The organism is Myxococcus xanthus (assembly GCF_006402735.1).
In the GTDB taxonomy this organism is placed as follows: Bacteria; Myxococcota; Myxococcia; order Myxococcales; family Myxococcaceae; genus Myxococcus; species Myxococcus xanthus_A.
Genome location: NZ_CP017174.1, coordinates 8,512,090 through 8,535,336, shown reverse-complemented (window position 1 = coordinate 8,535,336; position 23,247 = coordinate 8,512,090). Strand labels below are relative to the sequence as shown.

The following is a 23,247-nucleotide window of genomic DNA, read 5'->3' as shown; positions in this document are numbered from 1 at the left end:
CGCGCGTTCAGCGCGAGCCCTGCGGCACGGGCGTGGCGCCCTGGCTGGCGCCGCGCACCACCACCAGCCAGACGAGCGACACGCCCATCCACGCCGCGCACAACGCGGTCCAGCTCTGCGGCGCGGAGGTGTGCATCAGCCACCACGTCACCGCTGCCCCCATGGCGAGCACCCGCCCCAGCTCCAGCGGAAGGCTCCAGCGCCGTGACTCCAGCATCCCGCTCCACGCGGTGGCCATGGCCCAGAAGAGCAGGCTGAGCACCAGTTTCTGCCAGCCGGACAGCGGCGAGGCGTGGTGGCTCACCAGCAGCATGAAGGGCATCGCCGCCAGCAACTGGAACACGAGGTAGCCGCGGACGCCGGGCAGCTCGGTGGACTGGAACTTCAACTCCACGCCGTCCTTTTGCCAGCCCACGGCGGGGCGCGGTGGCAGGTCCGCGGGCCGCCAGCCGGTGGGCATCACCCAGATGCGCAGCCGGTCCCAGTGGCTCTTGGTGGCCACCGCGTCGCTGACCAGCTTCCCCCATGCCTGGAAGTTGATGACGGTGGGGTCCCAGGTGTTGGGCGGGGAGGTGAGGCCGTAGGAGCACGCCTCCTTCTCCTCCTCGAAGGTGCCGAACAGCTTGTCCCAGATGATGAGGAAGCCCGCGTAGTTCTTGTCGATGTAGACGTCATTGCGCGCGTGGTGGACGCGGTGGTGCGACGGCGTGTTGAGCCAGGACTCAATCCACCGGGGCATCTTCGGGATGACGCGCGTGTGGGGGATGAACTGGAGCACCAGGTGGAAGGCCACCATGGCCAGCACGGCCTCGGGCGGGAAGCCCACCAGCACCAGCGGCCAGTAGAAGAGGAACGAGAAGAGGCGCTGCGTCACGCTCGCCCGCAGGGCCACCGCGTAGTTGAGTTCCTCGGTGGAGTGGTGCGGCGAATGGGCGGCCCAGCCGATGTTGGTGCGGTGCCCGAAGCGATGGAACCAGTAGAAGAGGAAGTCCACGCCCAGGAAGAGCGCCACCAGCTCCAGCGGCGACGACGCACCCAGCTGCCAGGGCGCGAACTGCCCCAGTTGGATGAAGAGCGGGAGCACCAGCAGCGCCACCGCCACGTTGACGCACTGGTTGAGCACCGCGGTGCCCATGCTCGCGATGGAGTCCTGGAAGGCGTAGTACCCGTTGCGTCGGATGACGCAGTAGGCGAATTCCCCTAGCGCCAGGACGATGACGAAGGGCGTGGCCACGGCGTAGACGTTGATGCTCATGCCGCCGGTGTATGGCGCCCGGAGGAAGGCCGCCTTAACCTGGGTTAAGCCCAGGTGCCTTCCGCTTGAGATATCCGAAGCTCTTCGAGCACATCACCGCGCTCGCGCCGCTTCCCGCCAGCGAATGGCTGAAGGCGGAAGCGTTGGCGCGGGAGCAGGCGCTGGACAAGCGGGCGCTCTTCCTGCGGCCGGGCGACGCCGCGGACCGCTTCGGGCTGGTGCTCCAGGGCGTCTTCCGCGCGGTGCGCGTCTCCGCTCGGGGCGAGGAGTCCATCAAGGCCTTCCGCGCCGAGGGTGAGTTCATTGGCGCCTACGCGGAGATGTTGCAGGGCCAACCCTCGATGACGGCCATCGAGGCGCTGGAGCCGGGCCGCGTGCTGGCCTTCCAGGCGAATGACCTTCAATCGCTGGAGGCCGGCCATCCCTGCTGGGCCCAGCTCGCCCGGCGGGTGGCGGAGCGTCACTACATCCTGAAGGAGCGCCGCGAGCAGGAGTTCCTCGACCTGTCCGCGGAGGAGCGCCTGGAGCGCTTCTGGCAGGAGCATCCCCACCTGCACGGGCGTGTCCCTCAGCGGGACGTCGCGGCCTACCTGGGCATCACGGAGGTGGCCTTGAGCCGCATCGTGTCACGACGCCGCAAGCGGGCGGAGTGAGCGCGGCGGCGCGGTCCATGGTTTCATCGAAGGCCGACCGCCATGTCCTCCCTCCCATCCTCGCAGGACCTCCCGCAGCGGCCGTTGACCCGTGACGACGCCCGGACGCTCACGCTGGCGGCGCTGGGTGGCGCGCTGGAGTTCTACGACTTCATCATCTTCGTCTTCTTCACCAAGGTCATCGGCGAGCGCTTCTTCCCGCCCGATACGCCGGAGTGGCTGCGACAGCTGCAGGCCTTCGGACTGTTCGCCGCGGGCTACCTGGCGCGCCCGCTGGGCGGCATCGTCATGGCCCACTTCGGGGACCGGGCGGGCCGCAAGCGCATGTTCACGTTGAGCGTGTTCATGATGTCGGTGCCCACGCTGTTGATTGGTCTGCTGCCCACCTATGAGACCGCGGGCTACGCGGCGCCCCTGGCGTTGCTCCTGCTGCGTGGGGTGCAGGGCGCGGCGGTGGGCGGCGAAGTCCCGGGGGCCTGGGTCTTCGTGTCGGAACACGTGCCATCGCGCAGGGTGGGGCTGGCGTGTGGAACGCTCACCGCGGGCCTCACGTTCGGAATCCTGCTGGGCTCGCTGGTGGCCACGGCGGTGAATTCGTTGCTGGGCCCCGAGCAGGTGAATGCCTACGGCTGGCGAGCGCCCTTCGTCATCGGCGGCGTGTTCGGCTTCCTGGCGGTGTTCCTGCGCCGCTGGCTGGCGGAGACGCCCGTCTTCGAGGAGCTGCGGCGGCGCAAGGCGCTGGTGCAGGAACTGCCGCTCAAGGCCGTGCTGCGAGGCCACGGCGGCGCTGTGGTGATGTCCATGCTGCTCACCTGGGTGCTCACCGCCGGCATCGTGGTGGTCATCCTGATGACGCCCACGTTGATGCAGACCCTGCACTCAATCACCGCCACGCATGCGTTGGTGGCCAGCAGTGTGGCGACGCTGAGCCTCACGTTCGGCTGCGTGGCGTATGGCCTGCTCGCGGACCGGATGGGCGTGGGCCCGTCACTGGGGCTGGGCTGCGTACTGATGCTCGCGGCGGCGTATGCGCTGTACCTGGGCGCGGCGGCGTCACCGGCTGCGCTGGTGCCGCTGTCGGCGCTGGCGGGCTTCTGTGTCGGCGTGGTGGGGGTGGTCCCCACCGCCATCGTGCGCGCCTTCCCCGCTCCGGTGCGCTTCTCGGGGCTCTCCTTCTCGTACAACATGGCCTACGCCGTCTTCGGTGGACTCACCCCCCTGGTCGTCACCTTGATGATGAAGGTGTCGCCCCTGGCCCCCGCGCACTACGTGGCAGCGGTGAGCGTCATGGGCGTGGGGCTCGCGCTGCACCTGCTGCGCGCGGGACGGGGCGCGGAACTGCACCCCGCCACCGAGGCCTGACTCAGTAGCGTTCGAAGACGAAGGTGAACGTCTCCTGCTCCGTTGGACCGAAGGTGAGCCGGAGGAAGCGGTCGCCGCCGGGGGCGGTGAACTTCAGCGTGTGGGTGATGGCGGGCAGACAGACGGGCCGGGCGGGCTCCAGCGCGGAGGCGACGGCGTCCTCGCCTTCCGTCGTGTCGTGCACCGCCACCGGGATGGGGTGGTTGAGGTACAGGATGACGGGCTCGTCCCGGCTCTCTCCCGAAACGACTTCCGTGTAGCCCAGAAAGGACGTGCCGCTGGTGGGGAGCGTCAGGGCGTAGAACTCGTGGGAGGTATCCGTCGCGGGGTAGATGGTGGGGGAGGCGCTCGCGGTGACGGACGCCGGGCGCTCCAGCAGTGCGTGGGCGCAGGCGTGTTCGGTGGTGCCGTCGCGCCGGCCGGTGGTGAAGTCCAGCCGTCCATCACCGAGTCCCGCATGCGACGTGTCCACCGCGTGGCCCTCCGCGCCGCGCAGCGCGCCGAGCTCCAGGGTGTACGCCGTCTCCTCCTCGAGCGGCGGCAGGTCGGATTCGGGCCGGGGGATGGCGACCGACAGCGTCAGGCCGTCCTCGGACCAGGTGCCCGTCAGCGTGCGAGGGGCATTGGCCGGAGTCGTCCGGTCGACGAGCGTGACCTCCGCCGCTGTGGTGTCCATGGGCGTGTCGAAGGTGAGCGTGACGAGCTTGCGCACCCCGGTGGTCGTCGCGTCCACCTTGAACAGCTCCACGGGCAGGACGTTCGTTGCTCCCTCCGAGGGAGTGGAACCGATGACCGCGGGGCCCTGGACCGAACCCGCGTCGGGCTGCGTGCCCGCATCCGGTTCGGTTCCCGCATCCGGCCGGGTGCCCGCGTCGGGCGACGGCGACGGGGGGACGGGGGCGTCATTGTCACAGCCGGCCAGGGCCAGCAGGGCGCACGTGGCGAGCAGAGTGGTGGTGGCGGCGGTTCGCATCGGGGGGGCCTTGGTGGGAGGCGGGGAGAAGGGCCGGAGCGCCCCCCGAGGTGAGCGGGGCGCCCCGGTGGAGGGGCTGCGGTGATGCCCAGGTCACCCCGTGGGTGACGGGCTAACAGTTGAAGATGGTGGGGTTGGTGTCGTCGCAGTCGAAGCGCTGGGTGACGTAGCCCGTGGGCGCCTCACAGGCGAAGCGGTAGAGCGGGCTGTTGGCGCCGTAGCCATCTCCGTCCGCGTCCCGGTAGTAGCGGCCGCGGTTGTCATACAGGTACTCGGGCACCATGCCGACCGAGGTGGTGGGCGCGGTGATGTTCAGCTCGTAGGTGTGGCCGACCGTGAGGTCGAACACTCGCGCGTGGTGCAGCGTGCAGGTGCTCTCGGTGATGCCGTTGGTGCTGACCAGCGCGGTCAGCGTGACGTTGGGTGTGACGCTCTTGTCCACGGCGGTGATGATGACGTTCTGCGTGGCGTAGAACGCGACGGACTCCACGGTGGAGCCCGCCGAGGCCCTGGCCACGGGGATGTACGTCACCTTGCCCGTGCCGCTGCCGGACAGCGTCACGGTGTAGTGCTTGTGCTGGGTGCTGATGTCGGGCGCCCCGGTGACGCCATTCACGTTCACGTTGTCGCCAGGGTTGGACGCGTGGGCGCACGCGTGCGTCGTCATGGCCGTGTTGTCCACGCTGGTGCAGGTGGCCTCCAGGGGCTGCTCCTGCTCCGACGTGAAGTCCTGCCCCGCATCGTCCATGGGGCCGCAGGCGGCCAGCGACAGGCCGAGGAATGCGCTGAAAAGGGTCCGCTGGGTCAACTTCATGATGAGGCTTCCTTTCGTGAGCCGGGCTCCGCAAGCCGCGAGCGCCGGTAGTTGCCACTCATGACTTAATAGTATCTGTGTTGCAACAATGCGAAAGGTCGGTTCGTCTCGGATGCGCTACTGCACGTGCTCGATGACCATGTGGAGCTCGGGCAGCGACGTGGGACCGAGCTGGAGCGTGTACTGGACACGGTCCGTCAGTTCGTAGCCGACCATGTGCTTCAACCCGTCGCAGAAGTCTCCGGTGGCCTGGGCGCCGGCCTGGGGCACGGTGGTGCTGATGGCCGTCTCGGTGAGGGTAACGGGCACGTCCGGGCTGCTCAGGTAGACGACGAAGTTGCCGGTGGCGAAGGCCTTGTAGCTGAACGTCCCCACATACTGGCCGTTCTCCGGGAGGAGCTTCACCGTGTAGTAGGTGTGGAAGTCGTCCACGCGGGGATGACGGGCGGTGGTGGCGTTGATGGTGACGAAGGGACCGTTCGTCACGTGCCAGCAGGCGTGCTCGCCTTCGTCACCGAAGTCGAAGCCGTCGCCTGGGACGTGGTTCGGGTCCGGCACGCAGGCCAGGCCATCATCGGCGGCCACGTAACCCTTGTTGCAGTGGCACCAGTCGCCCGTGGGCTCCCGGTGGATGTGGCCGTTGGGCTCGCAGGGGCCGCCGGGCTCGACGGGGGTGGGGTCTTCGTCACCACCACCACAGGCGACGGCCGCCGCGGCACACGCGGCCAGGAAGAGGACTCGGAGGGTCGGGCGCATGAGGTGCTTCCTATATGCTTCTTGGGTTCAAATGTAATCAAGGTGCAATTGATTCCCAGGTGCGAAAATGCGAAGGCCCACGGCGGGGGAGGAGGAAGCTCCCGCCGTGGGCCCCGAGGACGCTTCGCCTGTCAGGTCAGTGGTGGTGACCCGCCTCCTCGATGATGAGGGTGAAGGCGGCGTTGGAGGGGAGGATGGAGCGGAACTCCAGGTGGTACTCGGTGTTGGCTTCGAGGTCCGCGACGGTGGCCGCCTTCAGGCTGGAGCAGACGTCGGTGGGGACGGTGTAGCGGCACTCGCGCGCCACCTCGGTGCCGGTGGCGGCCTCGAAGATGCGCAGCCCCCGGTTGCGCGACAGGATGAAGGCGAACTCACCCGACTCGTCCGGGAGGAACGAGACGCGTCCGGCGTAGTTGAACGGCGAGCGCTTCGGCAGGGTGACCTGGTAGGCGGTGTGGGCCTGGCTGACATCCACCAGGACGGGCGCGCCCAGGGCGGCGGCGGTGACGGGCTCGAAGGGGCCGTATTCGGCGTGGTAGCACGCGTGCTCCACGACGTGCTCCAACTCCTCAGGCTCCTCGCAGGCGGGGAGCATGCTGAGCAGGGCGTCCTCGCTGCTCTCCAGCGCGGCGGCCTCGGGAGCCATGGGGGACTCCTCCTCGACGGGGGTGCCGCAGCCGGCGAGCAGGACGGCCACGCTGGTGGCGAGCAGGGACTGCTTGAAGGGGAACTCCAGCTTCATGGTGGTTGCTCCTTGGAGGGGTACTGCGGGGTGGCAGAGGTGTGTGTTCAGGGCGTGGCGGGACGCAGGACGAGCCACGCGGCCACGACCTCGCCCGAAGCCCGGCGCTCGGGGGGCAGCTGCATGTGCGTGGTGCCCTCGCCGAGCCGCAGGTCGGCGGTGCGGCGGAAGGACTCCTGGAATGAGTCGCTGTCCGGAAAGGTGACGCGCGCGACGGAGCGCGGCCGCGCTGTGGGGGCCTGGGCGAGCGGGGTGGAAGCCTCGGGCTCCGCGGCCTGGGACGGAAGCTCCACCGGCCGGTGAAGCCAGGCCGCGACGGCGCAGGCCAGCGCCAGTCCCGCGAATCCCATACTCCAGATGAGTCGGCTCACGATGACGCGCCCTCCTTCGCGGAAGGACAGAGCTCTGCCGTCCCCGCCAGATCCCCATTCCAGGAACGCTCGCGACAATATGCCATCTTGAGACATATGCAATAAAGTTGCATTTGATGGGTGGAGCGGTGGCGTGGGGACGTGCGCGGAGGACGAAGCGCGCCGCGGGTGGGTCTCGGAAGACCCTGTATTTCTTGTGTTTCAGGAAAGTTGGTTGCCGGTCACGAACCTCATCCACTAGGACCGTTGCACGCGCTCGGTCCGCGCGTGCGGCCGCCCCGCATGGCCGCCCTTCTCACGCCGAGGTCACTCCATGGGATTTCCGTCCTTCTTGCTGCGCGTGGTGGTGCTGGTCGTCCTGGCTGCTCCCACGTGGGCCCAGGCGGGCTCGTATCTGCGCGCCGTCAGCTGGAACCTGCGTCATGAGGGGTGGACCGCGGAGCAGACGTACCGCGAGGACGCGGAGCAGATCTGGCGGCAGTACGGCGCGAACAGCAATTCCAACAACGGCTGTGACCTGGTGTTCCTGCAAGAGGTGATGAATACCAGCGTGGTTCCGGCCATCGTGGCGGAGCTCAACGCGGTCTCCGGCGTGAAGTGGCGCTATGCGCAGACGCCGCTCATCGGGCGCTCATCGTACAAGGAAATCTACGCGGTGCTGTACCGGGAGGACACGGTGTCACTGCTGTCATCCAGTGTGTACGACGACACCGGCGACACGTTCGAGCGCGAGCCGCAAATCGTCCGCGTGCGGCACACGCCCACGGGCGCGGACTACACGTTCATCAACTGGCACACCGTCTGGGGCAACCCCGCCGACCGCGACGCCGAGGTGAAGCAGATCGGCGCGGTGTTCAAGTCGGTGCAGGACGCCAGCCGCACCGACCAGGACGTCATCCTGGTGGGGGACCACAACATGGCATGCACGACGGCGTCCTGGGCGAACCTGGTGGCGCTGTCTCCCACGGTGACCTGCCAGCTGAACGTGGCTACCACCATCAACCTCAGTGGTGGCTACGTGAATGCCTATGACCACTTCTGGATGCAGCCCGAATACGTGACGGAGTTCTCCGCGGCGGGGCGCGACTACATCGGGGACACGCGGGACTTCGTCACCCGCCTGTCGGACCACGCGCCCATCTACCTGACGCTGTATTCCACCAGCGATACGGACTGAGACCCTTGAAGCATCGCGCATGGGGTTTGGGGGGCGCCGCGCTGGTGTTGGCTGCGCTCGCGATGTGGTGGCTGTGGCCCGCGGACGTCGCCGCGCCGGTGGCGCCTCCCCGCGCACCCGCTGAGCGCGTGGAAGCCGCGACGCCCGTGAATCCGCCGCCACCCGTGGCGCCGGAGCCCTCGCCCCCAGAGGGACTGCGTCTGCGCGTGGTGCTGCAAGGGGATGTGCCCTTCCAGGGAGAGGCCCGCGTGGGCGTGGCCTCCATCTCCGACGCGGACCGGCACATGTGGGAAGTGTCGAAGCGCGAGGGGCGCGCGGGCGCCGGGCCTGGGCGGCTGGAGGACCTGGCCAATGTGTCGGAGTGGCGGCCCGTGGAGGTGACGCCGTCCGCGACGGGGGGGACGTTGGGACCGGTGCTCGTGCCAGTGGCACCGCTCTACCGGGTGGTGGCCTGGGCAGCGGATGGAACGTTCTGGCTGGGCGACGTGGTTCCCGAGGAGAGGGTCACCACGGGCATCGTGGAGGCCGTGCTGTCTGCCCGGGCGCCTACCGGTGTGCGGGTGCGGCTCGCGGGAGTGCGACCCGAGCATGGCCCGTTCTCACTTCGTGTGGTGCGTGGCGTATCCCGGGACGCTCGCGACGCTGAGCGCGCGAGCGAACTGTTGCCCGTGATTCGGCATGTCGCGCCGGACATCGCTTCCGCCCTCTCGGACGGAGTGGCGCTTCCGCTTCTCGTGGGGAAGTCGCTGGAGTTGCTGCCATTGCCCACGGACCCCTCGGTGAGGCTGGTGCTCCGGAGCGCGGCGGGGCGGGAAAGCCGGTGGGTGGAGGTGCCTCTGCGCGAGGGACGTTTGGAGTCGGTGGTGTTGGACGTGGGCTCGCTCTTTCCCGAGGGCGTGGGTGACACGGTGACGCTGCGGGGGAAGGTGGAGCTGGAAGGAACGTTCCGTCCACCGGAAGGCGCGAGGTTGTTGGGTCCAGAGGACGTGGAGATTCCGCTCGCGCCGGATGGGCGTTTTGTCGTGTCGGGGCTGCCGTCCTGGGAGCCGTCCCGCTTCCGCGTCGAGGTGGCGTCGCCGGTTTCCAGGCGTCCGGTGGCCGCGACGGAGCAGTCTTTCGATTTCAGGCCCGAGCCGGGTGTGAGTGATGCCGAGGTGACGTGGCGCGTGAAGGCCTACCGCTGGCTCGTGCTGCGCATGGATGCCGCCATGCGGGCACAGATAGAAGCGCGGACCCAGAAGCCCTATCCCGTGTTCATCCTCCAGCGGTGGCGCCACGAGAAGCAGTGGGAGCTGGCCTCCGCCGGCGCATACATTCAGGAAGAGGATGGGATGGCCGTGTCCATTCTGGAGCCGGGGCGCTATCGAGTGCTGGTGTCCTTCTCTGTTCTGGAGGTCTACAGCAGCACCGCCGCGGACGTGGGCGAGGACAGGGTGGACGGCACCGTCACCTTCCGGGTGGACGTGGAGGGGAACGATTGCGAGGTGCTCGTCACGGATGGGCGCAAGCCGGTGTTCGGCGCGCGAGTCACCGCCTCCAGTGACGTGGGCTCACTCCCTCCCACGTGGGGACTCACGGATGCGCAGGGACGTTGGCGGTTGGGGCGCGTGAGGCCGTTCGGCCTTCACCTGGAGGTGGAGGCGGAGGGATACGCGCCCTGGACAGGGGAAGTCGCCGAGGCCTGCCGGCGAGGGGGCGAGGTGCGCGTTCAGCTCTAGGGAAGACCCCGCTCGCGGCGATGGCCACGAGCAGGGCCTGGGCCGCGCACGTCAGGCCGCGTTGGCGATGATGGCCATCATCTCCTCGCGAGTACGCCTGGGCGCCGCGGCGGGCTCCAGCTCATCGGCCGTGGGGGCATCCGTCTCGCCCTCCTCGGCGGCGGCCAACTCCGGCGCGCGGTTCTTGCCGCCCAGGGCTTCCACCCACCCCTCCAGCAGGTCCATCAGCGCGCTGCGCTGTTCCCCCTCCAGCGGCATCAGCAGCCGGGCCATGCGCTCCTGAACCACCGAGTCCGCCTGCTCCGCCAGGGCGCGGCCCTGCTCCGTGAGCCTCACCCGCACGCGCCGCCGGTCATACCGCACGGAGCGCTCGCGCTGGACGAGCTGCGCGGCCTCCAACCGGTCCAGCAGCCGGCTCAGCCGGGGCGGAGCAATGCCGCCCAGCCGCTCCGCGAGGATGTTGACGGGAAGGAGGCTCTCCGCCTTCAGCCACCAGATGGCCTGGACCTCCATCGGGTCCAGCTCGGTATGGGGTAGGGCACCCAGGGGACTGCCCAACGCACCGCAGCGCGCTACGTCGATGAGCAGATTCCTCAACCGCGCCACCTGCACCCGCACTTCCGCCGAGAGCTCGGACATCCTGGTCGCCTCCGTCTCTCGGGCGTCATCGTCCCTCCGGCCGAGGAGTCCCGATGAACGCCCGTCTTCCAAGGGGGCAAAGGCCCCGCCTGGGCGATCAACGGTCCGGCACAGAAGGCATATCGGACCCACCGAAAGAAATGTGCGGGGCGCGGTCCGTCAGGCGCCGCTGGCCTTCTTGCGCTGGGCCTTCGCCTTGGCGTGAGCCTTGTCGAAGCCCTCGTAGAAGCGCACGGCCTGCTCTCCCACCATCTGGATGTGCTGGTTGTTGAAGTAGGCGGTGACGGGCGCGGCCACCAGCGGCATGGCCCGCCCCAGCGTCTGCATGCCGCCCTTCTCCAGCAGCATGGCGGCCAGCTTCCCCAGCACCTTGGGACCGGCGCGGGGCAGCGGGCCCAGGCCGTTGGCGTAGCCGAACAAATCCAGCATCTCCCCGCGCGCCCGCTCCGTCTTGAGGTTCACCTTGTAGAGGGTGGCCACGTCCGTGAGCAGGATGATTTGCAGGTACGCCATGAAGAGCAGGTCCGCCGGCAACGCCACCAGCCCGAACACCCCGCTCACCCCACCCACCATGCTGGCGAGGTTCTTCTTCTCGTCCACGATGCGCTGGGCCAGCTCCCGCGGCGACGCCTGCGGGTAGCGCTTCTCCAGGGTGGTGATGCGCACACGCGAGCGCGCCACCTCCTGCAGGACGATGTCCGACAGCCGCGCCGAGCCGAGCTTCTTCAGCTCCGCCGGAGTCATCTTCTTCATGAAGGCCAGCCGCTCGGCCACGCTGTCGTAGATACCCATCCCTCAATAACCCCGCTCGGACAGGTAGAGGTCCACCAGCGCGCCTTCTTCGTACCAGGCGTGCCGCATCTCCACGTTGAACCAGCGCGAGTCCGGCTTCGGACCGCGCACCTCCAGCTTCACCTGGTTGGGAGAGGTGTCGATGATGGCCGCGCGCGCCCTGCACGCCGAGCCCGGGTCTTCGCCGTAGCCACCTTCGAGGCAGATCTCATCACCCACCGAAAGCCGGCGGGTGTACTCGGTGGCCAGGTAGAGGGCGTCATCACACGAGCCTCGCGCGGAGGACTCGCCCAGCGCTTCGCACCGGCTCTGCGGCGGCGCCTTCACGACAGGGATGACCCCGTAGAGCGGGTCGTCGTTGTTCGGATCCGGACGGAAGGCCCCCGTGCCCGTACAACCTGTCAGCACCAGCGAGAGCGCGCCAGCGCTCACCCACGACCGCCTCATCGTATCGACTCCTCCGGGGCCCATGACCCCACCCTTTAAGAATGGGTGGAGCATGGCAAAAGGCGTTCGATGGGGCAAAGCAGCCAGCGGGACACCGCGGCGCGAGACGTCAGGCCGACCGGCGCTGCGGGCCCGGAATCTCCTTCGTCTGCCCGGGCACCACGCGGTTGTCCTTGTCTACGAACACCACGGTGGGCTTCCAGTTCGCCACCTCGGCCTCCTCCACTTCCGCGAAGGTGGCCAGGATGACCAGGTCGCCCGGCTTGTTCAGGTGCGCCGCCGCGCCGTTGATGCAGATGACGCCGCTGCCGGCCTCGCCTTCCAGCGCGTAGGTCTCCAGGCGCGTGCCCTGGGTGATGTTCCAGACCGCGACCTTTTCGTTCTCCACGATGTCGGCGGCGCGAAGCAGGTCGCGGTCGATGGTGACGGACCCTTCGTAATCCAGGTCAGCCTGGGTGACGGTCGCGCGGTGGATTTTCGACTTGAAGAGGATGCGGCGCATGTGTGTCTCGACCTTGGAAAAGCGGCAAGGACGCCCCACCGTAACGTCTGAGGCGCCCTGGGACAACCCTGTGTTCAGTTCCCCTGCCCGCAGTGCAGGCAGGCGTCACTTAACGAAATTGACGAGCTGATTGAGACTCAGGGGAACGCTCTGGGATTCCGAGGTGAGCTTGCCGTCCAGGCGAACCTGCGCATTTCCGCCCGAGCGCAGGGCCAAGGCCGCGTTCGCCGCGCGAGCGAAGTTGATGGTGAGGGGCAGGGTGACCTGCTTCGTCCCGCTGCCGTCCAGCTTGCCCAGGTTTCCGGTGGACAGCGTGCCCACATCCGCGCCCGCCACCTTCAGCGCGCCGGTGATGCCGGCCACCGGTAGCGGGAAGCTGTTGCGGTTGGTGATGGACAACGGGAATTCCACGGTGGCGCCGGACAGGGTGATGTCCTTGATGCGCGGCGCCTGGAAGGACACCTGCGGAATCTTGGGGACCTCGAAGGTGCCCTCCTTCGCCAGCGGGAAGCTCAGCACGCCGATGGGCGTCTTCACGCCCAGCGTGCCCTGGGCCTTGAAGGCGGCCTTGTCCTGCTTGAGGAAGGTCTCCAGCACGGGGACGATGTCCGCGAACTTCACGTTGGCGGGGAAGACGAGCTCGCTCTTGCCGTTGGCCTTGAGCGCCAGCCCCGAGCGTGGCTTGCCGGCCACCACCTGCTTGCCCTCCACGAAGAAGGCGTAGTCCACCTCGGCCAGGTTCAACCCGAAGCCGTTGGGGTTGTTCAGCTCGTAGACCAGGTTGATGGTGGCGTCGGACAAGGACGCATCCGCGAGCCGGGCCGTCTTGAAGGAGAGGGTGGGCTTCTTGAAAGCCCCCTTCAGCATCTTCTGCAAGGCGGCGCAGCCACTGAGCGTGGTGAGTCCAAGGACGGCCAGGAGGAGAAGGGCACGTTTCATGGTGGGCATGGGCGTATCACCGGACGCACCTGCTCCGCGCGGGATTCAATGCAATGCCGTAGAGGTGGTATGTGAGGTGCCTCCCGTACCCAGATGGAGGCACCCTTGCCCGGGGTCCGTGCACACATCTCCTCCCATCTTCCGCCCTGGCGCGCCTTGCTGGCCCTGGGGCTACTGGCTGCGGCATCGGTGTCCTGTTCCAAGAGCAACCAGGACCCCGCGGAGCGGCGAACGCTGTCGTTGAAGCCCTGCCGCCTGGAGGGGCTGGCCACGCAGGCCCAGTGTGGGACCTACGAGGTCTTCGAGGACCGGGCCGCTCGCACGGGCCGCAAGATTCCCCTTCGCGTGGTGGTGGTGCCGGCGCTGGCGGCGCAGCCGCAGCCGGACCCGCTGGTGCTGCTGGCGGGTGGACCGGGCCAGTCAGCGTCGCGCTCGACGCAGGTGTTGATGGCGGTGGAGCGCATCCGCCGCAAGCGCGACATCGTGCTGGTGGACCAGCGGGGCACGGGGGACTCGAATCCGCTGAACTGCAAGACGGACTCGCCGGAGGACGGTCTGTCCTCGAGGCTCGAGGAAGGCAAGGCGGCGGAGGAGGTGCGCAAGTGCCGCGAGGGCTGGGACGCGGACGTGCGCCACTACACCACGCCCGTCGCCATGGATGACCTGGACGAGGTCCGCGAGGCGCTGGGCTACGAGAAGCTCAACCTCTGGGGCGTGTCCTACGGCACGCGCGCGGCGCTCGTGTACATGCGGCAGCACCCGGAGCGCGTGCGGACCGCCATCCTGGACGGCGTGGCGCCCATGGGGTTGTACCTGCCGCTGTTCGCGCCCCGCGACGCGCAGCAGGCGCTGAACCGGCTGCTGGCGAACTGCGAGGCGGACGCGGCGTGTACCCAGGCGTATCCGAACCTGCGGTCCAGGACGGAGGCGTTGCTGACGACGCTGGAGACCACGCCCGCGCGCACCCAGGTGGCGCACCCGCGCACCGGTGTGTTGGAGGAGGTCGTCCTGTCGCGTCGCGCCTTCCTGGCGCAGCTTTTCGCGCAGCTCTACAGCCCGGAGATGTCCTCCCTGGTGCCGTTGATGCTGGACCGGGCCACGCAGGGAGACTGGTCCCCTTTCGTCGCGCTCAGCGTGGGCCTGACGGAGAACCTGGGACGCACGGTGAGCCATGGCCTCTACTTCGCCGTCGTGTGCGCGGAGGACGCGCCCTTCTACGACGAGGCGGCGTTGGTGCGCGAGTCGCAGGGCACCTGGTTCGGTCCGACCATGGGCCGGGAAGTGCTCTCCGTCTGCGCGGACTGGCCGCGTGGGAGCCTGCCCCAGGGCTACCGCGAGCCGGTGGTGTCGTCGGTGCCCACGCTGCTCTTGTCGGGCGAACTGGACCCGGTGACGCCGCCCGGGTGGGCCGAGGAGGCGAAGCGCACGCTCTCCAACAGCTTGCACGTGGTGGTGCCCGGCGTGGGCCACAACACGATGGGCGCGGACTGCGCGCGCACGCTGATGGTGGACCTGCTGACCCAAGGGAGCGTGGAGGGGCTGTCGTCCGCGTGCGGCGCCAAGCTCACCCGTCCCCCCTTCTTCACCTCCTTCGCCGGCCCGGTGCCGTGAGGACGCGCGCGCCATGATTGAAGCCAGGAACCTGCACAAGCGCTTTGGCAAGAAGGTGACGGCGGTGGAGGACGTGTCCTTCACGGCGGAGGACGGCGTCATCACCGGCCTGCTGGGCCCCAACGGCGCTGGCAAGACGACGACCATGCGCATGCTCTACACGCTGGTGCGGCCGGACCGCGGCACCGCGCTGGTGGACGGCGTGGACGTGGTGCAGCGGCCGCAGGATGCCCGGCGGGCGCTGGGCGTGCTGCCGGACGCGCGTGGCCTCTATCCGCGCCTCACCGCCCGCGAGCACGCGCGCTACTACGGCGAGCTGCACGGCCTGTCTGGCGCCACGCTGGACAAGCGCGTGGACGAACTGCTGGACCTGTTGGACATGCGGGACATCGCGGACCGTCGCACGGAGGGCTTCAGCCAGGGCCAGCGCGTGAAGGTGGCCATGGCGCGGGCGCTGGTGCACGGGCCTCGCAACGTGCTCTTGGACGAGCCCACCAACGGGCTGGACGTCATGAGCACGCGCTCGGTGCGCACGCTGCTGCGGCGGCTGAAGGATGAAGGCCGGTGCGTGGTGTTCTCCAGCCACGTGATGCAGGAAGTGGCCGCGCTGTGTGACCGCATCGTGGTGGTGGCGCACGGGCGGGTGGTGGCGGACGGGACGCCGGATGCGCTGCGCGCGAGCACCGGCAAGGACAGCCTGGAGGAGGCCTTCGTGGCCACCATCGGCACGGACCAGGGGTTGATGCAATGAGCGGGCTGTCCTTCGCCGTCTTCCGCAAGGAGCTGAAGGACCACCTGCGCGACAGGCGCTCGGTGCTCACCGCGTTGATGTGGCCGCTGATTGGCCCCGTCGTGTTCATGGTGATGTTCAACCTGCTGGCCTCCTGGTACCGGCAGGACCGGCCGCTGGCGTTGCCGGTGGTGGGGCGGGAGCACGCCCCCAGCCTGATGGCCTTTCTGGAGCGCTACGGCGCGCAGCTGGAAGAGGCGCCGGAGGACTACGAGTCGCGCATCCGGGCGGGCTCGCTGGACGCGGTGCTGGTGGTGCCGGACGACTACGCCGAATCGTACTCCGCCGGGCGCACCGCCGAGGTGCAGCTCGTGGTGGACAGCTCGCGCCAGTCCGCGCGCCAGTCGGTGCTGCGCGCGCGGGGGCTGCTGGAGGCGTATGCCCAGATGCTGGGCAACCAGCGCCTCTATGCGCGTGGCGTCTCGCCGGACCTGGCCATTCCCGTGCGGGTGCAGGAGGCGGACCTGTCCACGCCGGAGCGTACCGCGGCGGGGCTGCTCAACATGGTGCCGCTCTTCCTGGTCATCGCCGCCTTCGCGGGCGGCATGCAGGTGGCCAGCGACGCCATGGCGGGTGAGCGCGAGCGCGGCTCGCTGGAGCCCCTGCTGCTCAACCCGGCACCCCGGAGCGCGGTGGTGACGGGCAAGTGGCTGGCCACCGTGGTCATGGCCGTCGCGGCGGTGCTGATTACGCTGGTGGCCTACATGCTGGTGGTGCGGCGCGTGCCCTTGGAGGACCTGGGGGTGAAGGCCCGCTTCGACGCGCCCGCCGCCCTGGGCATGGCCGCCGCCGTGCTGCCGCTGGCCCTGGCCGCCTCCGCCGTGCAGGTGTGGGTGTCCACCTATGCACGCTCCTTCAAGGAAGCGCAGACGTACCTGTCCCTCCTGATGGTGGTGCCCATGCTGCCGGGCATGGTGCTGGCCCTGTCGCCGCTCCAGCCGAAGATGTGGATGTTCGCGGTGCCGGTGCTGGGCCAGGAGGTGCTCGCGGGCGAGGTGATGCGCGGTGAGCCGATGGGCGCGCTGCCGTTCCTCATCGCTGGCGCGTCCAGCATCCTGCTCACGGTGTTGTCGCTGGCGGTCACCGCTCGTTTGTTGACCCAGGAGCGCATCGTCTTCGGCCGGGGCTGACGAGAGGGTCCCCAGCGCGCCGCTGTTGCGTTACGCTCCGCACAACCTCTCAGGTGTCACTGTCGGCGGGTGGCGCTTGGGCGGCGGCCTGACATGACAGCCACGCGCCTTTGCCTTCCAATGGGGCCAGATGAAGCCAGAGCAAGATGCCTTGTTCCCTCCCGCGCCAGTGTCCGTGGCCACCTCCGGGGGGGAGCCCCGATTCGGTACCTACCAGGGTGAGCTGCCCGAAGTGGACCTGCCGCGCCTGCAAGGGCAGTGGGCCCCGGGCCGCACCACGCGTCTGCTGAAGCGCAAGCGTTGGCACTACACCTTCGCGGCCACGCCCGAGGTCGCCGCGCTCTGCGCGGTGGTGGACCTGGGCTACACGTCGAGCGCCTTCGCGGTGGCCCTGGACTTGCGCGAGCGCAAGCCGCTGTGTGACGTGAGCTTCCTGGGCACGCCCGGCCCCATGGTGGAGCTGGGCGACAAGCCCGGTCAGGGCCTCAAGGCCTCCTTCCGCACGCTGGGCGGACGGCTGTCGGTGCAGCGCGGCGAGGACGACGAGCGCTACCGGGTGGCGGTGGACGTCAGCCGGCTGCGCACCGGAAGCCTCCAGTCCTTCCAGTGGGAGGGCGACTTGATGGTGGCCGGCGGTCCTCCCGCGCTCACGGTGGTGGCGCCGGTGGAGGGTGACGGGCTGGTGAACGTCACCATGAAGAGCAACGGCCTGCTTACCTTCGGCAGCCTGGAGGCAGGCGGGAAGCGCTTCCGGTTGGACGGAGGCGTGGGCGGCATGGACTACACGCAGGGCTACCTGGCGCGGCACACCGCGTGGCGCTGGGCCTTCGCGGCGGGGCGGCTGGCGGACGGCATGCCGGTGGGCATCAACCTCGTGGAGGGCTTCAACGAGGGCAACGCGGACGCCAACGAGAACGCGCTGTGGCTGGGGGACAAGCTGTACCCGCTGGCGCGCGCCCGCTTCGAATACGACGCGAAGGACCTGATGGCGCCGTGGCGTCTGGCGACGGTGGATGGCGCGGTGGACCTGCGCTTCCAGCCCCTTCATGTGCACCGCGAGGACCGGAACGTGCGCCTCGTCGTGAGCCACTTCGCGCAGCCGGTGGGCTTCTTCAACGGCACGGTGCGCGTGGGGAGCCGCACGCTGGAGTTGTCCAACGTCCCCGGCGTCACCGAGGACCAGGACATGCTCTGGTGAGGTGTCCGCCCCGCCTGCGGTGCGCTTGGAGGACACGCGCCGTTTCCTCCAACGCGCTGCTGCTCGCGGTGGCTTGGCGTGGATGAAGTGACGCGGGAGTCCTTCTTCGCTCGGTTGTGCTGCGCGCCGCGCCTGAAGCGTCCAGGCGTTTGCTTCAGGGCGGTGGGACGGTGTGGACGAGTTCGGACGTGAGGCGGCCCTCCGGGAGGATGCGCTCGGTCCACTCGAATGCGCCGCTCGCGTTGGCCCGTGCCTCCTCGCTGGTTGCACCCATGGTGACGGTCAGGGCTCGTGGCCCGGCGGAGGGCGCCCGGCGCAGCACGACCTCCGTGGGCCCGGAGAGCAGCTCCGCCGGACGGTAGACGTCGAAGGACACTTCGGACGCTTCGCCCGTGAGCAGCCCTTCGCGCACGCCCATGCGGACCATCGCCTGGGTGGCGAGTCCTCGCTTCGACGTGAACGTTCCCTTCAGCGGCCGGGTGCCCTGCCGTCCCTCATAGCGATACACCCTGGTGGGCGTCGCGCTTGGAGGGGGCTTGGGCTGCCGCTCCCGCCGGAGCGTCACCTGGAGCGTGAGGCTTCCGTTCTCGGCATGGGCGTGGCGCTGCTCCAATAGTTCGCCCGCGTCATCCGTGATGGTGGTGACGGTGCGGTCCTCCGCGCGTGGGCCATTCGAGGCCCCTGGTAGCAGCAAGCTCGAGGATGCTTCCGTGCGCTGCGCGCCACCGTCCAAGCTCCGCCCGGTGCGCCAGTCGAAGCCCGCGAGCCGGCCATCCAGCTTCAGCACCCGAAGTTCCGCCATGGGCGCGGGCGCCCGAGGATGGCCCGGCACCTGGAGCGTGGAGGCCATGCCCGTCGTGATGCGCTGGAAGGTGCGCGCGTAGCCGGGCTCGTCATGCGCGCAGAGCAGGGGCAGCTCGGGGCTCGCGCTCACCATCAGCTTCAGCCTGCCCGCGCCCACACTGTCGCCGGACGTGGCCACTTCATAGTCCACGTCCACGAACATGACCGGCGCACCCGCGACGACGGAGACGTCCGTGGGAGTCAGGCTCCGCACGGTGACGCCCTTGTAGCCCTGCACCGCCTTCGCCACCGCGAGCACCGCGCCCGCCGCGTCGATGGGGCGCTCGTACACGAAGCAGCTCAGCGGCGCCTCCGTGCCCAGGGGAATCTCCAGGCGCGTGGAGCCTTCGTGCCGCGTCAGCTTGGGCGCCGCCACGGCTTCGACCTCGGCCGTGAAGATGCCCTCCGTGGACGTCACGCGCTGCTTGGGCAGCGGAGCCAACTCGCGCGCGAAAGGGCCGGTCGGCGGGGGTGGGGGCCTTGCTGGCGCGGCGGGCGTTTGCGGCACGGAGGGTTCCGGCCGGACCGTCGTCACGGACGGCCCGGCACAGGCGGAGGAGAAACACAGCAGGAGCGCGAGACGTCGCATGACGAAGCCTGGAGCCGCGGCCTAGCCGGAAGTGGCCTGGGCGCGGCGTGACGCGACGATGTCGCGGAAGGAGCGGCTGCGCAGCTCCTCCAGCGTGAGGCCCGCGGCCAGCACCTCGTCCTGGGTGAGCGCGCCGCAGCTCAGGCCCCGCAGGAAGAAGTTGAGCAGGCCCTGCCCGGTGGCCGCGTCGTCGAAGACGTCTCCCACCAGCGTGGCCTGCGCGGCCTTCTCCATGAAGGCCCTGAGCCTGCGCGAGGCCGCGTCCAGCCCCTCCAGGAAGAACGCATACACCGCCGCGTAGCGCACGGGGAGCTGGCCCGGGTGCAAGTCCCACCCCTGGTACCAGCCCCGCTCCAGCGAGTGCCGGATGTGCCGGTACGACAACTGCCAGACCCGGTGAACCGCCTCCATGTTCTCCCGGCGCTCGGTGGGCAGCAGCGGCTCGTCCTCCTTCGCCCGGTGCGGTGGCACCGGCATGACGTTGGTGGCGCCATCCGCCAGCCGGATGCCCGTGCCCGCCAGCGACACCTGCACCAAATCCCGCAGGAAGTCGCAGGCGGGGTGCAGCATCGTCTGTGCATGCGCGCTGACGCCCAGCGCGGCGGTGTAGTCGTACACGCCCAGGTGGACGCTGGTGCAGCGGCCCGCGCTCGCGGCCACCAGCGTGGGCAGGTGCAGCCGGCCCTGCGGGTCGAAGAGCGCCTGGGGTGTCTCCACCATCAGCTCGATGCCCACCGTGCCCACCGGCAGCCCGTGCCGCGTCTCCAGCACCTCCAGGACGCGAGCGAGCGTCGCCACCTGCTCCGGCAGCGACACCTTGGGCAGCGTGACGACGAAGCCGGGCGGCAGCTTCCCACCCGAGCGCTCCAGCAGCGTGGTGAGGAACAAATCCAACGTGCGCGTGGCGCGGTCGAACAGCTCCTCGGTGAAGGACTTCACCCGGATGCCGATGAAGGGCGGCAGCAGCTCCTGGGCCAGCCCGCGCGCCATCTCCTCCGCGGCGGACACGGCGTGCCCGTCCTCCTCCGCGTCGGAGCGGTGCCCGTAGCCGTCCTCGAAGTCGATGCGCAGGTCCTCCACCGGCTCGCGCTCCAGCTTGGCCACCACGCGCGCGTAGACGCGCTGGGCGAAGCGGCCGCGCTGGGGCAGTCCCAGCCCGTGGGCCAGCACGGGCGCATCCGGTGCGTACGACTTGAGCGTGTTCAGCGCGATGCCGCCCAGCTTCCGGGCCGTCTCCGCCCGGAAGAGGTGCGCGCCGCCGTACACCACGTGCACCGGCTGCCGTTGGGTCGAGTCCCCCGGGTAGGCGCGCTCGAACCCCGCGTTGGCCCGCCGCAGGGCCTCCCGCACACCCGAGAGGCTCGCTTCTGTCAGCGTCGTCTTCACGGCTGGCGCTTCAGCCACGCGGAGACCTCGGGCATGCAGCGCTCACGCAGCGCCACATCCTGGGACAGCCGCTCCAGCGTCTGCGCCGTGGCCTGCTGCGCCTCGGGGATGGGCTGGGCCTTGAGCAGGGCCTGCATCTGCTCCAGGTGCTCGCGCGTGCGCAGCATGCCCATGGCCTCGACGATGCGGCGCAGCAGCATGGGGGCGCCGCCGGTGCGGGCCACCACGTCCTTCCATTGCGTGCGCATCTGCGCCCACCACGCGTCGCGACCGACGCGGTTGCCCAGCAGCCCCGCCACGAAGCTGGCCACGTCCTGCGTCTTCACCGTGTCCGTGTAGAGCAGCCCGCGCGCGCGCTCGGTGAGCTCCGGGGCCTCGAAGGCGGTGAGCGCCATGAGGTAGCGGCGCTGCGTGGCCGGGTCGGGCTCGGACGGAATCTTCTGGAGGAAGGTGTCGAAGAGCGCCGCGTCGCCCGCGCGCGCCACCATGCCCACCGCGGCGTCCAGCAGGTTGGGCTCCAGCGCGTCCCGCTGTCCCAGGAGCATGCGCTCCACGCGAGGCCGGGCCTCGGTGAGCGCGTCCTGGCTGCGCGCCAGGCCACCCACCGCGCGCACCAGCGACGCGCGCCGCAGCTTCACCGGGTCCGCCTCGTTCGGCGCGGACTGCCAACCCAGCTTCTTCAGCCCGGGCCCCAGCAGCTTCTCCACCCACGCTCGGAAGCGGACCTGGTCCTCGCCGTCCGTCAGCCGGCCTTCAATGTAGGCCAGCCGGCCCACCAGCTCGTCCAGGACGGAGTCGTCCTCCTCGTCACCGAAGCGGCCCACCAGGTCCAGCAGGTCCGCCACCGACGCCTGGCCCGCGCGCACCAGCGCCCACTGGTCCGCCAGCAGGGCGGTGCGCTCGGAGGGGGCCAGCGACTTCAGGTTCGTCGCCAGCTTCTCCAGGCCCGGCTTGTCGTAGGCCACCCGGTAGAAGCCGGTGGAGCCCGCGTTGGCCGTCAGCCACTTCACTGCGCCTTCGCCCTCCAGCTTCACCGTGGCCTGGGCGTCCCGCAGCAGCACGCGCTGCTCGCGCACGCCGGTGCTGTCCTCGTAGCGCAGCACCACCGGCACCGGCCACACCTCACCGCTCTGCACACCGGGCTCGCTGTAGAAGCGCCGCTGCGACAGCGACAGCCCGCGCCCGTTCAGCGTCGCCGTCACCAACGGGAAGCCGCTCTGGCCCACCCACGCGGTGGCCAGCTCCTCCACCGGCTGCTTCGCGGCGTCGCCCAGCGCATTCCACAAGTCTTCCTTCACCGCGTTGGCGCGCGCGTGCTTGCGCATGTACTGGCGGATGCCTTCGCGGAAGGGGTCTTCCCCGAGGAAGCCCTCAATCATCCGCAGCACCGCGCCGCCCTTCTCGTACGTAATCGCGTCGAAGCTCTCACCGGCCTCGCCCGCGTTGCGCACCTCGCCGTGGATGGGGTGCGTGGACTTGAGCGCGTCCAGGTGCAGCGCGCTGGCGCGGTGCGCGTCGAAGTCCAGCCACATGCGCCACTCGGGGCGCCACTGGTCGACAATCTTGAAGGCCATCCACGTGGCGAACGCCTCGTTGAGCCACAGGTCGTCCCACCACACCATGGTGACCCAGTTGCCGAACCACTGGTGCGCCAGCTCGTGCGTCACCACCTCCGCCACGCGCTTCTTCACCGACAGCGGCGCGGTGGCCGGGTCCAGCAGCAGCGCCACCTCGCGGTAGGTAATCAGGCCGGCGTTCTCCATGGCGCCGGCCTCGAAGTCGGGGATGCCCACCTGGTCCACCTTGGTGAAGGCATACGGCAGCCCGAAGTAGTCCTGGAGCCTGGGCAGCACCGCCAGCGCCACGTCCTGGCCGAAGCGCGTCAGGTGCGCCTTCTCCGGCAGCGCCCAGGTCCGCACCGGCACGCCCTGCACGTCCTGCGCGTCCGTGCCCACCAGCGGGCCTACCACCAGGGCGATGAGGTAGCTGCTGAGCACCTCCGTCTCCTGGAACGTCACCGCGCGCAGGTTGCCCTCCTGCGTGTCCTTCACCACCGGGCCGTTGCCCAGCACGGTGAGCCCCTGCGGCACGCGGACGGTGAGGGCCCAGCGCGCCTTGAAGGCGGGCTCGTCGAAGCAGGGGAAGAGTCGGCGCGCGTCGGCGGCCTCGAACTGGGTGGCCGCCACCTTGCCCGCCTGGTACAGGCCGCGCAGCCCTTCCGTGAAGCGCCCCGTCCACGCGACGTCCAGCGACGCGGCGCCCGTGGGCAGCGCTTCATCGAAGCGGAGCACCACCGTCTCGCTCGCCTGCGCGGGCTGGATGGAGGCCGGCTTGCGCTGCTGGCCACCGGCGCGGAACGTCACGTCGCTCAGCTCCAGGGCGATGCCGTGCAGGATGATTTCGTTCGACGGCGCCGCCACGTCCAGGTCGATGGTCTGCTGGCCGGAGAAGGACTTCGCGTCCAGGTCCAGGGTCAGCGTGGCCGCGTAGCGGCGGGGACGGATGGAGGTCGGCAGGCGGAAGTTCTTGTCTTCGGTCGGATGCGCCATAGGGACGCGGA

The 23,247-nt window shown here is 69.5% G+C and carries 22 protein-coding genes; 8 read left to right on the top strand and 14 right to left on the bottom strand.

Annotated features, from left to right (window positions below; translation table 11 throughout):
- Positions 1-7 precede the first annotated feature (7 nt).
- Positions 8-1,255: a sterol desaturase family protein gene (locus BHS09_RS35215; protein WP_140800247.1), complete on the bottom strand. Its 1,248-nt coding sequence runs from the start codon at positions 1,253-1,255 to the stop codon at positions 8-10.
- A gap of 65 nt (positions 1,256-1,320) precedes the next feature.
- Here BHS09_RS35215 and BHS09_RS35210 point away from each other — a divergent pair, with 65 nt between their 5' ends.
- Positions 1,321-1,908: a Crp/Fnr family transcriptional regulator gene (locus BHS09_RS35210; RefSeq protein WP_140800246.1), complete on the top strand. Its 588-nt coding sequence runs from the start codon at positions 1,321-1,323 to the stop codon at positions 1,906-1,908.
- 42 nt (positions 1,909-1,950) lie between these two features.
- On the top strand, positions 1,951-3,270 hold the full coding sequence (locus BHS09_RS35205; RefSeq protein ID WP_140800245.1) for an MFS transporter: 1,320 nt from the start codon (positions 1,951-1,953) through the stop codon (positions 3,268-3,270).
- Position 3,271: 1 nt separating this feature from the next.
- On the opposite strand, the gene BHS09_RS35200 is transcribed toward BHS09_RS35205, so the two are convergent.
- The 5 genes from BHS09_RS35200 to BHS09_RS35180 form a co-directional block, all read right to left on the bottom strand.
- Positions 3,272-4,243, bottom strand: coding sequence for an Ig-like domain-containing domain (locus BHS09_RS35200; RefSeq protein ID WP_140800244.1), 972 nt, complete (start codon positions 4,241-4,243; stop codon positions 3,272-3,274).
- A gap of 112 nt (positions 4,244-4,355) precedes the next feature.
- Entirely contained in the window at positions 4,356-5,057 is a 702-nt protein-coding gene (locus BHS09_RS35195; RefSeq protein WP_237080022.1) for a hypothetical protein, read from the bottom strand.
- Between the two features lie 117 nt (positions 5,058-5,174).
- Positions 5,175-5,813 (bottom strand): hypothetical protein, encoded by a 639-nt coding sequence (locus tag BHS09_RS35190; protein WP_140800242.1) that lies wholly within the window; start codon positions 5,811-5,813, stop codon positions 5,175-5,177.
- A gap of 136 nt (positions 5,814-5,949) precedes the next feature.
- Complete coding sequence (locus BHS09_RS35185; RefSeq protein WP_237080021.1) at positions 5,950-6,555, bottom strand: hypothetical protein; 606 nt, start codon at positions 6,553-6,555, stop codon at positions 5,950-5,952.
- A gap of 47 nt (positions 6,556-6,602) precedes the next feature.
- On the bottom strand, positions 6,603-6,926 hold the full coding sequence (locus BHS09_RS35180) for a hypothetical protein (protein WP_237080020.1): 324 nt from the start codon (positions 6,924-6,926) through the stop codon (positions 6,603-6,605).
- A gap of 313 nt (positions 6,927-7,239) precedes the next feature.
- Between BHS09_RS35180 and BHS09_RS35175 the strand changes: the two genes are divergently transcribed.
- Together BHS09_RS35175 and BHS09_RS35170 are read left to right on the top strand one after the other, a co-directional pair.
- Positions 7,240-8,103: an exonuclease/endonuclease/phosphatase family protein gene (locus BHS09_RS35175; RefSeq protein ID WP_140800239.1), complete on the top strand. Its 864-nt coding sequence runs from the start codon at positions 7,240-7,242 to the stop codon at positions 8,101-8,103.
- A 5-nt stretch (positions 8,104-8,108) separates the two neighbouring features.
- A complete protein-coding gene (locus BHS09_RS35170; protein ID WP_140800238.1) occupies positions 8,109-9,821 on the top strand; it encodes a carboxypeptidase-like regulatory domain-containing protein in 1,713 nt (570 codons plus the stop codon).
- Between the two features lie 51 nt (positions 9,822-9,872).
- On the opposite strand, the gene BHS09_RS35165 is transcribed toward BHS09_RS35170, so the two are convergent.
- From BHS09_RS35165 to BHS09_RS35145, 5 genes are all read right to left on the bottom strand, one after another.
- Positions 9,873-10,460: a MarR family winged helix-turn-helix transcriptional regulator gene (locus BHS09_RS35165; RefSeq protein ID WP_174260614.1), complete on the bottom strand. Its 588-nt coding sequence runs from the start codon at positions 10,458-10,460 to the stop codon at positions 9,873-9,875.
- Between the two features lie 159 nt (positions 10,461-10,619).
- Positions 10,620-11,252: an EcsC family protein gene (locus BHS09_RS35160; RefSeq protein WP_140795724.1), complete on the bottom strand. Its 633-nt coding sequence runs from the start codon at positions 11,250-11,252 to the stop codon at positions 10,620-10,622.
- 3 nt (positions 11,253-11,255) lie between these two features.
- Positions 11,256-11,699 (bottom strand): hypothetical protein, encoded by a 444-nt coding sequence (locus tag BHS09_RS35155; RefSeq protein WP_140800236.1) that lies wholly within the window; start codon positions 11,697-11,699, stop codon positions 11,256-11,258.
- A gap of 109 nt (positions 11,700-11,808) precedes the next feature.
- Positions 11,809-12,201, bottom strand: coding sequence for an aspartate 1-decarboxylase (gene panD, locus BHS09_RS35150; RefSeq protein WP_011556755.1), 393 nt, complete (start codon positions 12,199-12,201; stop codon positions 11,809-11,811).
- A gap of 105 nt (positions 12,202-12,306) precedes the next feature.
- A complete protein-coding gene (locus BHS09_RS35145; protein WP_140800235.1) occupies positions 12,307-13,149 on the bottom strand; it encodes an LEA/WHy family protein in 843 nt (280 codons plus the stop codon).
- 84 nt (positions 13,150-13,233) lie between these two features.
- Between BHS09_RS35145 and BHS09_RS35140 the strand changes: the two genes are divergently transcribed.
- The 4 genes from BHS09_RS35140 to BHS09_RS35125 all read left to right on the top strand — a co-directional run bounded on the left by BHS09_RS35140 (position 13,234) and on the right by BHS09_RS35125 (position 17,869).
- Positions 13,234-14,751 (top strand): alpha/beta hydrolase, encoded by a 1,518-nt coding sequence (locus BHS09_RS35140; RefSeq protein WP_140800234.1) that lies wholly within the window; start codon positions 13,234-13,236, stop codon positions 14,749-14,751.
- A gap of 13 nt (positions 14,752-14,764) precedes the next feature.
- Positions 14,765-15,502 (top strand): ABC transporter ATP-binding protein, encoded by a 738-nt coding sequence (locus BHS09_RS35135; RefSeq protein WP_140795720.1) that lies wholly within the window; start codon positions 14,765-14,767, stop codon positions 15,500-15,502.
- Positions 15,499-16,671, top strand: a complete 1,173-nt coding sequence (locus tag BHS09_RS35130; RefSeq protein WP_140800233.1) for an ABC transporter permease — start codon at positions 15,499-15,501, stop codon at positions 16,669-16,671. Before BHS09_RS35135 ends, BHS09_RS35130 begins: the two co-directional genes overlap by 4 nt.
- Positions 16,672-16,801: 130 nt before the next feature.
- A complete protein-coding gene (locus tag BHS09_RS35125) occupies positions 16,802-17,869 on the top strand; it encodes a DUF2804 domain-containing protein (RefSeq protein ID WP_140800232.1) in 1,068 nt (355 codons plus the stop codon).
- A gap of 154 nt (positions 17,870-18,023) precedes the next feature.
- On the opposite strand, the gene BHS09_RS35120 is transcribed toward BHS09_RS35125, so the two are convergent.
- The 3 genes from BHS09_RS35120 to BHS09_RS35110 form a co-directional block, all read right to left on the bottom strand.
- Positions 18,024-19,154: a hypothetical protein gene (locus BHS09_RS35120; protein WP_237080019.1), complete on the bottom strand. Its 1,131-nt coding sequence runs from the start codon at positions 19,152-19,154 to the stop codon at positions 18,024-18,026.
- Between the two features lie 168 nt (positions 19,155-19,322).
- Positions 19,323-20,687 (bottom strand): DUF6986 family protein, encoded by a 1,365-nt coding sequence (locus BHS09_RS35115; RefSeq protein WP_174260613.1) that lies wholly within the window; start codon positions 20,685-20,687, stop codon positions 19,323-19,325.
- Positions 20,684-23,236 carry a M1 family metallopeptidase gene (locus BHS09_RS35110; RefSeq protein WP_140795715.1) on the bottom strand — a complete coding sequence of 851 codons (2,553 nt, stop codon included), beginning with the start codon at positions 23,234-23,236 and terminating at the stop codon, positions 20,684-20,686. Before BHS09_RS35110 ends, BHS09_RS35115 begins: the two co-directional genes overlap by 4 nt.
- Positions 23,237-23,247 lie beyond the last annotated feature (11 nt).